The sequence below is a fragment of the Pelagibius litoralis genome, from assembly GCF_011683915.1.
Lineage (GTDB): Bacteria > Pseudomonadota > Alphaproteobacteria > Kiloniellales > Kiloniellaceae > Pelagibius > Pelagibius litoralis.
The window spans coordinates 43,821-57,288 of the sequence record NZ_JAAQPH010000026.1; the positions used below are offsets into that span (position 1 = coordinate 43,821).

General features: G+C 61.0%; 12 protein-coding genes. 6 read left to right on the forward strand and 6 right to left on the reverse strand.

Translation table 11 applies throughout. The annotated features are described in order from the left end of the window. Positions 1 to 3: 3 nt before the first annotated feature. Positions 4 to 1,137: a hypothetical protein gene (locus tag HBA54_RS24645; RefSeq protein WP_167229947.1), complete on the reverse strand. Its 1,134-nt coding sequence runs from the start codon at positions 1,135 to 1,137 to the stop codon at positions 4 to 6. Further along, complete coding sequence (locus tag HBA54_RS24650; protein ID WP_167229950.1) at positions 1,124 to 1,954, reverse strand: CsgG/HfaB family protein; 831 nt, start codon at positions 1,952 to 1,954, stop codon at positions 1,124 to 1,126. Before HBA54_RS24650 ends, HBA54_RS24645 begins: the two co-directional genes overlap by 14 nt. A 329-nt stretch (positions 1,955 to 2,283) precedes the next feature. Between HBA54_RS24650 and HBA54_RS24655 the strand changes: the two genes are divergently transcribed. Both HBA54_RS24655 and HBA54_RS24660 read left to right on the forward strand, forming a co-directional pair. After that, positions 2,284 to 3,030: a helix-turn-helix transcriptional regulator gene (locus tag HBA54_RS24655; protein ID WP_167229954.1), complete on the forward strand. Its 747-nt coding sequence runs from the start codon at positions 2,284 to 2,286 to the stop codon at positions 3,028 to 3,030. Positions 3,031 to 3,189: 159 nt separating this feature from the next. Then, positions 3,190 to 3,762 (forward strand): hypothetical protein, encoded by a 573-nt coding sequence (locus HBA54_RS24660; RefSeq protein WP_167229957.1) that lies wholly within the window; start codon positions 3,190 to 3,192, stop codon positions 3,760 to 3,762. Between the two features lie 167 nt (positions 3,763 to 3,929). On the opposite strand, the gene HBA54_RS24665 is transcribed toward HBA54_RS24660, so the two are convergent. The 4 genes from HBA54_RS24665 to HBA54_RS24680 all read right to left on the reverse strand — a co-directional run bounded on the left by HBA54_RS24665 (position 3,930) and on the right by HBA54_RS24680 (position 7,384). After that, entirely contained in the window at positions 3,930 to 4,655 is a 726-nt protein-coding gene (locus tag HBA54_RS24665; protein WP_167229960.1) for a LuxR C-terminal-related transcriptional regulator, read from the reverse strand. A 224-nt stretch (positions 4,656 to 4,879) separates the two neighbouring features. Beyond that, the gene (locus HBA54_RS24670) at positions 4,880 to 5,890 is read right to left on the reverse strand and encodes a nickel/cobalt transporter (RefSeq protein WP_167229963.1); all 1,011 of its coding nucleotides are present in this window, start codon (positions 5,888 to 5,890) and stop codon (positions 4,880 to 4,882) included. Then, entirely contained in the window at positions 5,887 to 6,567 is a 681-nt protein-coding gene (locus HBA54_RS24675) for a DUF1007 family protein (protein WP_167229966.1), read from the reverse strand. The genes HBA54_RS24670 and HBA54_RS24675 overlap by 4 nt, the downstream gene beginning before the upstream one ends. A 115-nt stretch (positions 6,568 to 6,682) precedes the next feature. Beyond that, positions 6,683 to 7,384 (reverse strand): DUF8692 domain-containing protein, encoded by a 702-nt coding sequence (locus HBA54_RS24680; protein WP_167229969.1) that lies wholly within the window; start codon positions 7,382 to 7,384, stop codon positions 6,683 to 6,685. 556 nt (positions 7,385 to 7,940) lie between these two features. On the opposite strand from HBA54_RS24680, the gene HBA54_RS24685 reads away from it, so the two are divergent. From HBA54_RS24685 to HBA54_RS24700, 4 genes are all read left to right on the forward strand, one after another. Continuing rightward, positions 7,941 to 8,246 carry a DUF1127 domain-containing protein gene (locus HBA54_RS24685; RefSeq protein ID WP_167229972.1) on the forward strand — a complete coding sequence of 102 codons (306 nt, stop codon included), beginning with the start codon at positions 7,941 to 7,943 and terminating at the stop codon, positions 8,244 to 8,246. A gap of 327 nt (positions 8,247 to 8,573) precedes the next feature. Beyond that, entirely contained in the window at positions 8,574 to 12,101 is a 3,528-nt protein-coding gene (locus tag HBA54_RS24690; RefSeq protein WP_167229975.1) for a PAS domain S-box protein, read from the forward strand. Positions 12,102 to 12,167: 66 nt separating this feature from the next. Next, a complete protein-coding gene (locus HBA54_RS24695) occupies positions 12,168 to 12,890 on the forward strand; it encodes a response regulator (protein ID WP_167229979.1) in 723 nt (240 codons plus the stop codon). Positions 12,891 to 13,048: 158 nt separating this feature from the next. Beyond that, the gene (locus HBA54_RS24700) at positions 13,049 to 13,438 is read left to right on the forward strand and encodes a Crp/Fnr family transcriptional regulator (protein ID WP_167229982.1); all 390 of its coding nucleotides are present in this window, start codon (positions 13,049 to 13,051) and stop codon (positions 13,436 to 13,438) included. Positions 13,439 to 13,468 lie beyond the last annotated feature (30 nt).

Genomic DNA, 13,468 nt, shown 5'->3' on the forward strand with positions numbered 1-13,468 from the left:
TGGTTAGCTGCCGCCGCCGATTTCCGGCGTGCTGACAGTGATGGACAGGTTGTTGCCCACGGCCGTAGCGACCGAAGACACCAGCGGACGCTCCAACGCACCAAGGTTGGTGTAGTTGTTGACCTCTACACCATAAGGCTGGGCGCCGAAGCAATCGAACTCACAAAAGTTCGTACCCACCTGCGACAGCGCCGAAGTGTTGGCATAGGCGAACTGGGTGATGTCGCCCATGACCACGGCGTCGTCGGCGACCTTGGCCTCGACGGTGATCGCCTTGTTGTTGGCAACCGCCGTCGCGGCACTGTCAACCGAGGCGTTGAGGATGTCGTCCACCTTTGACACGGCAGAGATCTCAGCCGGCTCGATCACGTTGAAGAGCGCAGCCAGGGTCAGCAACGCTGCCGCATCGTGGAACTCGTTCCGGTTGTTGCCGAAGTCCGCGCCGTCCTCGATCGACGCGAGGCTGATACCGTCGCCGCCCGGCCCGATCGGCACCGGCGTCGGGCTCGGATCGTCGCCGAACTCGCCGGTGTTGAAGACATACTGGCCTTCGTGGATCTCGACCATGACATCGCTGTCGATGCTGACGTTGTTGGCGATGGCCGTTGCGGTGCTGACCACCTCGGGCAACTCGGTCAGGGCATCGAAGGAGCCGGTCGGCTCGATCTCGATGTTCTCAACCGGGATGTCCTCAAAGGTCATGACCACGTCCAGATCGTCCGTGCCCTCGTCGAGAGTGCCGGAGACATCGGAGGAGCTTCCCATCAGGTCGCCGCCCAGATCGGCAACACCGGCCACGGTGCTGGGATCGGTCTCGTCGTCGGTCATGCCGTCCAGGGTGACCGTGAAGTCGACCGTGCCGGCACCGACGCCGCCGCCTTCGTTCGGTTGGTTGTTGTAGACGCCGTTCACGTAGGATTCGGCCGTCACGTCGCCGATGTAGATCTGCAGATCTTCCAGCAGTACCAGACCGACGGGATCGATATCGACATCGATGTCGACATCCTTGGTCACATGCTCGATGACTTCCAGATCCCAGTGCCAGTCGACCTGATCGAAGGCCGCCGCCGGGGATACGGCAAGGCCAAGGGCGGCCACCGCAGCTCCACAGAGCAGTACAGACTTATTCGCTTTCATCTTCTATCTCCTTTAAGTATCCAGCGAAGTGATCGGTCTCCACGAGATCGCAGCCTTGGATCGCGGGCAGACCCAGAAAGTCCGTCATAAGAAGGTAGACACCCATCTCCACGACGGATCTGACGCCGAGTTGCAACGGCTCGTTGCGAATCATTCCAGCGTCAAATTCAATGAGGGTATTACCGAAGAAGCGGAAGACGTTGGCCTCCACTTCGAAGCCGTAAATCTGCTTCTGCAGCGAGGTTGCATAGGCAACCGAGAAGTTGCGCGCGTTGACCACACGCAGGTCCAGCGCCACGTTGATCACAACCGTGCGCCCGCCGCCGCCAATACCGTTGACGAAGAGCCGGGCACCGCCGGAGGTAATGTTGTAGTTCAGCTCGGTCAGCGCACCGACGACGATGAAGTCGCTGGCGGGAAGCTCATACTCCGACAATCCGCGACCGAGACGGCCCTGCTCGGAGAGCTTCATCTCCGCCAGGGGAATCCGCAGATCGAGCCGCTCGATCAACCGCGCCTTGCGGGTTTTCCAGAGCGCGGAGATGACCATCTCCGACACGCCCTGACTGAGGGCGTGGCCGTTGTCGTCATAGTTCACCTGCCCGGTCTTGTCGGCGACCTCACCGACCGAGAACACCGGCAGGTTGGCGCCTTCAGATTGGGCCAGGCCCGAGAGGCACTGGCTATAAGGCGTGTGGTTGCTGGTAACCGGAAAACTGAAGACCGGCGCCACACCGGTATCCGGAAACGGTGGGCCGGCACAGGCACTAAGCGCCATCGCGGCCGAAACTACGTAGGCGCAAGCTTTTGCTCGCATGATCCATCCCCTATGCATCGATCTGTCTCCATCAATCCGGCGGCAATACATTTCGCCCGGAACCAATGGTTGGAGATGGTACGAGAATTATTTAATGAATAAAGAGAGCGAAGGAGTATTTTAAAATAAACAAGCATTAATACTTTCACAAATAGGTAACTACATAGATATAAGTCACCTCAGTATTACCACCCTATACGAAAGTATTACTATGCCTGCGCGAAAGATTGTGAGAAAGCCCCGTGCTAGTCTCTCGGAAATCGTGGCGCAACAGCCGCCGGAACGGCCCGAACCGGGCCATTACAGGTCACTCTGGAGGTTCACCCATCATGTACGACCGCAACACTCAGCCGCCAGGCCCGCAGGCAGAGACTGATCACCGCCGCTGCGCTTTGTTGGCGTCGGGGATCGATACCGCACCCCTTTTGGATGCCCTGCGGCGGGTGCCGAACACCCGCATCGGCGACATCTGCATCTTTCCCGCCAACGGGCTCGGCGAGCCGGAGGCCGACTATCTGATCCTGGCGGTAGAGGACGGCAGCCGGCTGGGGCGCCTCGAACAACAGATCGACCGCTGGTCGGGCGAGAAAACCCGCGTGCTGCTGGCGGTTCCGGAATCGAAATGCGCCTTTCTGGGCGACCTGGCCCAGCGCGCCGATGGCCTGATCCTTCTCGACGCGGGCCTGGACTACCTCGAGGAAAGTCTCAGCCTCGCGCGCGAAGGCTATTCGGTCATGCCGGCCCCGCGCGACGGCGGTTCCGGAACCTATTGCCACCTCGATATGCTCTGCCGCCTCAACGACAGCGAGCAGGCCATCCTCAAACTGTTGGCCATCGGCGACAGCAACCGCAGCATCGCCGAGCAGTTGAACGAGAGCGAGACAAGGGTGAAGTCGCTGGTGCGCGCGATCCTGGTGAAACTGGAATGCCGCAACCGGACAGAAGCCGCGGTCCTGGCGGCGACAGTCCTGCTGCCGCTGCAGGAAAGTCTGCACAAGAATGATGCCGGCGACGGTAAGGGACCGACGTCTACCCCCAATGGAACACCGACCAAGGGGTCTGACGACTGGCCCTGAGGCTATATGGGGGTATTACCTCTTCTTGCGCATTGAAACCAACGGCCATTCCCCGAAAGTGATAAGTTACACGCCCTAGCTGCGGCAGGTTTGCTCTTTGGACCGGCACCCCGCCTGGACGCCTTGGCGTAACTCTTCGCTCACTATCGGAGTTCCGGAATGGCACATCATCATCAGTCCCGCACCTCTTCCAAACGGCCGGCAAGTCGTTTTGTCCGCTATGGCTTCGGCGCCCTTGTTGCCGTTGTTGCAGCGGCCGGCGCCGCACCGGAGGCCGAGGCGCAGTGGAACAATAAACCCTTTTCGTTCGGCGGTGGCGGTGCCGGCATGAGTTTCGCCGGCCGTCAGGCAATCCTGCAGCAGGAAATCCTGGGACTGACGCCCGACAATCTGCGGCGCGGATCGAACGGCGCCCTGGTCGATGTTTCGGAGGGACCGGGATCGACCGCTATCGTCAACGCGCAGGCCGCTGCGTTTCTGCCGGGCGCCGCCGGCCGCGGCAGCAGCTTTCGTCGCAGCCCTGCCGATGGTGCGGGCGTTTTCAATCCCTTCTTCGCACCGAAGGGCGGCGGCGGGTCTTCGACGCCCAGCTTCCTGACAAGCCTGAAAACCTCGGCCACCATCGCCTCTTGGACAAACATGGTGACGGCGGGTTCCAGCAGGGGCGCGGTCGTGATTTATCCGGGAAGCGGCAGCTCGATCGATGCCTGGACCGCTCAAGTCGGCGGTTAGCTGCAACGGCTGAATTCGGCAGCGGGTAGGCGCGAAGGAAGTATCCGAAAATCCAGGAAGCCGACGGTCAGCCGCTTTGAGGGCCGACCGCCGGTGGATAGGGAAGCGTCACGACCAGCAATCCCAGCGAGGCTGCAGGCCGGCCCGGAGAGCCAGAGACCAATCAATCAGCCGGTCAGCTGTGAAAGGGCTGGCGCCCCGTTGGAAGCGGGAAACATAGGATCGGCCCCACCCCCGAAAGGGAGACCCGGGGCCATTCCATGATTGAGCGCCCAGATTGCCGCTTGAGTCCTGTTGCCCGCCTTGATCTTACGCAGCAGGCTTTTCATATGCACCTTGACCGTCGCCTCGGTGATGTGGAGACGGTTTGCGATGACTTTGTTGGCATCGCCGTAAACCAGGCAGCGCAGGATCTCCTGCTCGCGATCGGAAAGACCATATTCCTCAATGCGCGCGTTGCCGACCGGTGCGACGCCGACGGCGCCGTTGATCAAGGCGGTTGCCAGATCCGTCGGCATCACCTTCTGACCCATCATGGCCAGCTTCAAGGAATGGATCAGCGCTTCGAGCGAAATGTCCTTCAGCAGAAAGGCATCGGCCCCGGCGTTCAGGCAGGCGGCCAGAGTCCTCGGGTCCCGCTCATCGGTCAGAACGACAATCGGCGTGTCAGGCAGGGCGTCCTGCAAGTGGCGGAGGTCTTCGACCAGCAGCGAGACATCGCCGCGCAACTCAATGAGGATCAGTTGCAGCTCATCCGGCTCAACGGCCTCATTGATCGCAGAGACGCTGGCCACTTCATGGCAAACGTTGAAGGAACTCCCTCTCAGCAGGCTTTTCAGCCCTTCGAGGAACAGGCGGTTTCGCCCTACGAGTAGCGTATTGACTTCAGACATAACGGTGCTCTCCCTTCCCTTTCGCCCACCAACCCCTCGGCTAGACAAAAAAGTCTCCCCGGTCCATCGGCTCCGCCTCCACGACGGATGGGACCAACGTCCGTTAACAAAGAAGGTAAAGCTCATACAGGGAAGGGTCTGTGAGGATTACCACAGAAGGGGGAACTGTAATTTCATCCAATCATAACAATGATTTAGAAGATTACAGCGCTATTACAGCACTATTAAAGAGGGCCTGTAGCCCGCAGCGACACGATAAAAAGCCCGCTGCCGAGAAGGATCAACAGTACCGCGCCGCCGAAACCAAGCAGTTGATAGAAGGTCTCGACCCAGCGGACTCTCCCGCCCATAACCGTGACCGCCAGACGCTTTGACCAGAGCGTGAGCAAGGCAAGCGCGGAAACCGTCATCGCCGTTCCAAGCGACATGGCGGCTGTCGCGGCAATGCCCGCCAGAAGAACGCCCTGGGCCAGGGCAAACAGCAACACCAATACCGCACCGCTGCAGGGCCGCAGGCCGACGGCGGCGACGACTCCCCAACCCGCGGACAGGAAACCCCGGCGCGACAGCAGCGCCGGGTCCGGCGCATGATTGTGTCCGCATTGGGCAGGGTCATGGCCGTGATCATGACCTTCCGTCTCTTCACCGGTCCCCTTGGCACCCCGCCAGGACCGCAGCAGCGACCACAGGAGCCATAGGCCCACCAGGGCGACCAGCGCATAGCTTGCGCTTTCCAGCAGACCCACCGAAGCGGTCACCCGCAATCCGCTCATATCGAGCAGCACCGCCAGCAGGCCGACCAGGACGACGGCTGTGAGGCCCTGGAGAAACGACGCCAGAAAAGCCAGGACAATGCCGCGCCTGACCACAGACTCATTGGCCAGCAGATAGGTGGAGATCACCGCCTTGCCGTGCCCTGGGCCGACCGCATGGAAGACCCCGTAGAGAAAACTCAGGGCAACCAGGAAGAGCGCCGCCTCGCCCGCGGCATCACCCTTAAGGGCACGGACGGCACCGGCCAGGCGGCGGTGCAGGTCGCCCTGCATCTGGTGGACGTACAGCAGAAGGGTCTGCCAGGGGCCGGCGGATGCCGGTTGGCCGGCCGCGGCTTCCGGCGGCGGTACCAGCGGCGTCTGTGCCGCCGCCTGCGGGCCGCCCCAAAGCACACAAAAGACCAGCAGCAACACGGCGCAAAGGCCGGCCTGTCTTGGAATCCAACGAAAGGCTGGCGTCATTGAATAACCGCTGGGCTGGCGCAGCTGAGCGTTGCGCGGGAAGCGAACCGGGCCGCAATGCTCTGGCCTCCGGCATCGAAAATATCGGTGTCGGCTAGATTGAGGGTTTCGGTGTCTGCGCCCCTGGTCAGGCGCAGCGCGCACCCCTCCGGCGCGCCATCGGAGAGTATGACGGGCGTCTCCCGCCCAGGCTCAATCGAGATGTAGAAGCTGGGATCGTAGCTGGAAAAGGAGAACTGCGCGGTACGCGGATCGACAGGCACGCTCAGGGGCAACACAAAGCGCAGACTGAGGATGCCGTCGTCAAACCGGGAACTGTAATCGCGGACCTTCTCATAGGCCGCATCGACACCGTCCACCTTGACGTATGTGAAGTAGCGATAGCTCTCCAAGGACGTCACGTTCAGTTCGGCAAGCGGCCTCAGTTCGGCCTCGTCCAACTTCCCGTCCGCGTTCTTGTCCAGATCCTCTACCGCAAAGAGGCTGTAGAACTCGTCAAAATGCCACTCGACCTCAAGGGCGGTGACATGGTGATTGTCATCAAAGATCAGGCGGACCACGGAATCGATCCAGACATGAGGGTGCGCCACCGAGCGATTCGCCGTTAAAGACAGCATCACGAAAACCGCCAGGGCAGCGCCTAAAACTCTTTTCCACCGCGCAGATCGCTGCGTCATCTCGACTTTCTCCAAGATATTGGCCAGCTTAGCCTGGGTCCGACGCCGGAGAAAGTCTGTCGCACAACGGCCCTAACGACGGGTTAACGGATCTTCGCGAAGCCGCGCCAAGCGATCAACACTCATGCCCCAGGCGTCGCCCGGCGTCCAGTATCCAGGCCGCTCTGAGATGAAAAGCTGTCCAGAGTGCTATGCCGACGAACTTGCTGCCATCCTCCAGCACCCAGGGCCAGGTTCCCTCTACCTGGTCCGTCAGCTTGGCGACGTCGGCGGCCACGCTGACGCCCAGCAGTGCGACCGCAAGCAGCGGCGCAAAGACCCCGATGTGGCTCAGAACACCGCGAAAAGCCCCGATGTAACAAAAAGCCGAAATGCCATAAACGACAAACAAGGCAATGTCGCCATGGGCCATGCGCAGCTTCAGGTTTTCGTGAACCATGAAGAGGTCGTCGAACAGCAGCACGGCCGAGAAACCGGCCACAGCGAAGAGAAAAAGACTGCGGCGCCGGGAATCGCGGTCGCGCATCAGCCGCAAGCCGACAAAGGCACAAACGGCTGCCGTCGTGCACCAAAGCAAGGCGCCGAGGTTGGAGAGAAACCCAAGATGAGGGGCCGACTTCTTCCCCATGATCGCGAGCGGATCGCGCGTCAGGTCGGGAAAAGGCACACGTGTCTGCAGGGCCAGCAGTGCCACCAGCAGCACGGCGCCAACAAAGACCGCAGCGACGATCAGCGCCGTCGTTGCCGTCGCCGACAAGCCGTGGTCTTCGCCGAGCGCAGCTTCACCCCGGGGACCACGCAGAGGGAAAAGGGACACAGCGGCTCCTGAATTGTGACTTCTGAGTTATTCTTTTTTGATTGTTTTGAGAAGGATATCGACGTCACGCGGGCCGCGGCAAATGTCCTATTTAAGGCGAGTGACCGGGGAGTAATTCTTTGTTTCCTTGCCGTGACGCAGAAAGCGGCAGCATCACCGGCCCGGACCGAACAATCCCGCCGCCAGGGCGAACTGTATCAATTGTTTCAGCTTTTCTGAGATCCCCTGCAATCGCAGCGCCGCTCCGTAACTGGGCGCAGATGCCGACCGCCGATCCATAGAGTTTTGTTTTTCCTCGATTAATCGAGGATCAGATGACCTTCGCCGAGGCTGAAAGAACGACTCCAGGCCGCGAATGCCCGGCAACGCATCAGGCGCACGGCGGCTCGAACAGCCAACAATTGATACCAAAAGGGGCTTCGCGCGACATCGGCGGGAAACAGGCGCTCCTTATATCTGGCATCCATGGTGATCGGCGGCTGCAGGGAGAACGCACCGCCGGGCACAATGGGCGAACCGCATAACCAATCAGTTCACTTAGGAGCTTGGTGGAGCAATGAGCAATCCCGATGTATTTGGCTCGCCAATGGTTCTGCCCGGTGTTCGACCGGCCAGCCCGTTCGGTGCAGCTATCCGACCAACCATTCAGAAACAGGCCGCGCGCGGCGCGGCGGAGATCCTGCGGCAGATTATCGGCCCTCTTGCGCGCCGCTTGCGCATCCGCAAGACCGTTACGGATCTTTCCAAGCTGGATGATCACATGCTGCGCGATATCGGCTTGAACCGCTCGATGATCATCAGTGCCGCGCATGAAGCCGAAGAGCGGTTGCCCAGCAGCCGCAGCAGGTTTCGGTCGCAGTAAACAGTATGTAAGCCGGCCCGGTGCGTTGGGAGGCGCACCGGCTCGGTCATTCGATTTTTGGGGCAACCGTTAAAACAGACGGAATCTTACTTAAGGTCAATTTCACTGGGGCGGGCAGATTTGGTGGCAGGACCATCACAACAATCGACAGTCGTGGACTTGCGAAAAAACGCAGCTTTCGCCTCGGGTCCGGCTGTACCTATCTATTCTTTTCTCTGGTGTGCCCCTCGGCTACTCTGCCTTCCTGCTGACTTGGCAGCCTGCCGCCGGCCGGCTCGCCCGGTTCCGGCGGACAAGCAAGACAAACGCGTCACAGGAGGCCTCGCAATGGCGCGGGCGACACCCGAAAGCCCCCTCGCCTTCGACCTGCCTGGCGGGGCGGAACGCCAGTTGCTCGATCTGGTGGCGGCCCGCCTCTCTGTCGTTCTCTATCGCGGACAACTCGCCAAGGGAAAACTGAACCTCGACTTCGTGAGCCCAGGCGCGGAACAACAGATCGGTAAGAGCGCCGAACAGCTCTGCGGCCGGGAAAACGCCCTGGCCGAGCTCATTCACCCCGACGACCGCGTGGCCTACGAAGAGGCGCTTGCGGCAGTCCTGGAAAGCGGCGCCGCCAGTGTCGACTACCGTGTCGCGGTCGAAACGGGGGTCTATGCCTGGCGGCGCGATGAGATGTCGCTGGCCGCAAGTTCCGGCAAGGCCGCGAGCGACCCGGCGATCAACGGCTGCATTGTCAGCATCGAGCAGGAAAAAGACACCGAACCCGACCCGGACGCCTTGGCCGCACAGCGCGCGGCCATCATCGACCAAGCCGCTCATCCCATCGTGCTGAGCGACCGGGAGGGGCGGATCGCTGAAATCAATCGCGCGGCAGTCGCCCTTTTCTTTGCCGACGGACAAAGCAGCCGGGACGCTTCGAGAGTCAGCGACCTCTTCGATCCCGACAGTCGCAGCAGCTTTCTGGAAGCGGTGGATCTGCTGCTCCAGACAGCCGGAGAGCAAGCCGCCGGCAAAACCCTCACCCTGATCGCGCGCCACAGCGACGGCCGCGACCTGCCGGTCGAAGTCATGCTCTCGGTTATCGATCTGGGCGAAGACCGTGCCATTGTTACCGAGCTGAGGGATATCAGCGAGCGCGTCACCGCGGAGGCAGCGATCAGCCACCTCTGGCAGCTTCTCCAGGATGCGGTCGAAAGCATTCCCAACGGCTTTGCCATTTATGACGTGGATGACAAGCTGGTGCTGTGCAACGCGGCTTTTTCCGAGATCTACGATCTGACGCCGCAAGCCATGGTGGGCAGTTCCACCTACGACAACTACTGCGATGTCCTGCCGCAACTGCAGAGCATAGACGGCGAAATCATAGAGGGCCTTTCGATTACACCCGAACTGTGGTTGAGCCACGTCCGGCAGTCGGAAAGCGAGCCCGTAGAGTTTCAGTTGAAGAGCGGTGCCTGGAAACAGACGACAACCCATCCCATCCACGGTGGCGGGCGGGTTTATGTACGCACCGATATCACTAAGCTGAAGGAAGCGGAGATATCGCTTCGCAAAAGCGAGCAGCAGTTCCGCAGCCTCGTCGAGAACAACCCCTTCCCACTCTGGCTCACCGATGTCGACACCGGTATCGTGCTGTACCATAGCCCTGCAGCGGCAGCGTTGCTTGGTTATGACTGGCCAGTCACCCAGCATTACAAATCCGAACGCGCCTATGCCGACCCCGCAGACCGTCGGCACTGTACCGACGAGCTGCTGGCCGCAGGCCGCCTGGATGGCCGCGAAACTCTTTTCCGGAAAGCCGACGGCACGGTGTTCTGGGGCGCCGTATTTTCACGACTCTGCGAACATGACGGGAAAACCATTGCCATCGGCGGCGTGGTCGATCTGACCGAACAGCGCGACAAGGAAACCCAGCTCCGCCAAGCCCAGGAAACGCTGCAGGACGCAGTGGAGTCTCTCTCCGAGGGTTTTGCGCTCTACGACGCCGAAGACCGCCTGGTCACCTGCAACCAGCGCTACCGCGAATTCAACAAACTGAGCAACGATGTCCTGGAACCTGGCGTGCGCTGGGCCGACTTTATCCGAACCGGCGCCGAGCGGGGCCAGTACGTCGGCGCGGAAGGCCGGGTCGAAGAATGGCTCGAGGAGCGCAGAAACCTGCGCCTCCAGTTCGGCACCGACTTGGAGTTTCAGCAGGCCGACGGGCGTTGGTTCCAGTTCACCAACCAACCGACACGCCAGGGCGGCATCGTGGTGACCCGCACCGACATCACCAATCGCAAGGAGATGGAACGGGCGCTGCGGGAGAGTGAGAACCTGGTGCGCAGTATCCTGGAGGCTTCGCCGGTCCCTGTGGCAATGACGCGGGCCAGTGATGGCCTGATCATCTACGAAAGCCCGGCTTCGCGCGCCCTCTTCGGACAGATGCAGCGGTCCGGCGAAGCGACCTACATAGCCGACCTTTATGTCGATCCGCGCGATCGCCAGCGTTACCTCACGCTGCTGCGCGAACGGCGCATGCTGCAAGGTTTCGAGGTCGAGCTTCGCAAAGCCGACGGTGGGCATGTCTGGGCCTCCCTGACCGCCAGCCTGATCGAATACCAGGGCGAGGAGATGATCGTTGCCAGCGCCTATGACCAGACCGAGAGGCGCGCGGCCGAGACCGAGATGGCGCGGCATCGCGAAGCGCTCTACCAGAGCGAAAAACTGAGCGCCCTCGGCTCCCTCCTCGCCGGGGTTGCTCATGAGCTCAACAATCCGCTTTCCGTCGTCGTCGGCCATGCGCAGCTCTTGAAAGAAACCGCCAGTGATGCCCGTATCATCGAGCGGGCGACAAAGATCGGTAATGCCGCAGACCGCTGCTCGCGCATCGTCAAATCGTTCCTGGCCATGGCCCGTCAACGGCCGCCGGAACGCAGGGTCGTCGACCTGTGCGACATCGTCCAGGCCACCTTGGATGTCACGGGCTACTCGCTGCGCACCGCCAATATCGACATCATCGTCGATATCGACCCCAAGGTACCGCCGGTCTGGGCCGACCCCGACCAGATGAACCAGGTGGTCACCAACCTTACAGTCAACGCACAGCAAGCCATGATGGAGGTTCGCGAGAGGCCGCGGGAACTGAAGATTACCGCCCGCTACGATAACCATCGCCAGGAAGTCGTTCTCGAAGTCGCTGACACCGGGACGGGCATTCCAGAGGAAATCTGCAGCCGCGTCTTTGAACCCTTCTTCACCACCAAGGAAATCGGCGAAGGCACCGGCATCGGCCTTGCCGTGAGTCACCGGATCGTCGAAGCCCACGATGGGCGCATTCGCGTCGACAGTGAAGTCGGTCGCGGCTCCACCTTTACCGTCAGCCTGCCGGCGAGCTGGGAGAAAACGCGCGAACCGTCGAGCAACAAGAAGACCGTTGCAGGATGTCTGGGCGCAAAAGCCAGCATCCTGATCATCGACGACGAACCGGATGTGGCACAGATGCTGTGCGATATCCTCGCAACTCAGGGGCACCGTGTCGAAACAGCCGAGTCCGGCGAAAAGGCGCTGACGATGCTGGACGCCAGCAGCTTCGATGTCATCCTGAGCGATGTGCGGATGCCGCATCTTGACGGCCCCAGCCTTTATGCTGCGCTTGAAAGGCGCGACCCGGATCTGTTGAAGCGGACGGCCTTCGTTTCAGGCGATACGCTGAGCCCTTCGGCCCGGGCGTTTCTGAAGCGGGTTCACCGGCCTTTCATAGAGAAGCCCTTTACCCTGGAAGAAGTCCGCGATCTGGTCGACCGGATATTGGGCCGGGAGCAGGAACAGCGTTCGAAGGCAGCAACCGCGGCCGTGGAATCGGACGAAACATGAAAAGCGGGATATGGGTAGCGTCTAATGTTGAACACTGTTGAGAGAGCTGGTTAGGGAGCCGTTGAAATGCAGGGGCGAAAGCACATCGTCGTCGTCGATGACGAGCCGGGAATTCGCGAAACCATCGAGGAGTATCTGGAGCTTCACGACTTCCAGGTAACCGCCGTCAGCGGCGGCGAGGGCCTACGCGAGGTGATCAACGAAAAGGACGTCGATCTGGTCCTCCTGGATATTCGCATGCCCGGCGAAGACGGACTCTCCCTTGCGCGCTATCTGCGCGAAAGCACCGAGGTGGGCATTATCATGCTGACGGCGGCGGGCGAGGTGGTCGACCGTATCGTCGGCCTGGAAATGGGCGCCGATGACTATCTGGCCAAACCCGTCGATCTGCGCGAGCTCCTGGCCCGCATCAAGGCGGTGCTGCGACGCGCCTCGGAACAAGAAGATTCCGAGGCAACCCGCACCGACAACGCTGCGCGCGTCGTTCACTTCGGGGATTTCACTCTGAACCTGGAGTCCCACAAGCTCTTCGAGCCCTCCGGTGCGGAAATTCCCCTGACCAGCATGGAATTCGACCTCCTGAAGGCCTTCGCCGATCACCCGAACCACGTGCTCACCCGCGACCAACTGCTGAACCTTGCACACAATCGTGATTGGGAGCCCTTCGATCGCTCGATCGACATTCGTATCGCGCGCATTCGGCGCAAGATCGAAGGCGATCCGGCAAAACCGCAGGTGATCAAGACCGTACGCGGCGCCGGCTACATCTTCTCCACCGCAAAGACCTGAGCCATACCGAATTCGGCCGCAGCAGACTGAGCTGCGTCAACAAGCCGGGTTTTCTGCAGGTTCGGGACAAACGCCCATGCAAAGACAAGTACCGTCATGAAACCGTCACAAAAATGAGGCATCTTGCGGCCAGTCAATCGGGAGGGGGGTTTAGCGCCATGGACATTGCCGACAAGCGCGAGATGGATTTCGGCATTCTCACGAACATCGGCCTGGAACCGCTGGGTTTCGAGGCCGGTCAGACCATCATCGAGCAGGATACCACCGGCCATGAGATGTACCTGGTGCACAAGGGCCGGGTCGCGATCGTCGTCAACGGCGCCCAGGTCGAGGAAGTCGGCGCCGGCGGTGTCTTCGGCGAGATGGGCCTGATCGACGGCTCACCGCGCAGCGCTTCAGTGCTTGCGCTGGAGCCCAGCGAGGTGGTTCCGGTGACCGAGCGGACCTTCCTCTATCTGATCCACGAGACGCCTTATTTCGCGCTCGACGTCATGCGCACCCTCACCGCCCGCGTCCGCCACATGAACGAGAAGATCCTGACGCTATAGGGGGGATCACGGGGTAAAGCAATCACGGGT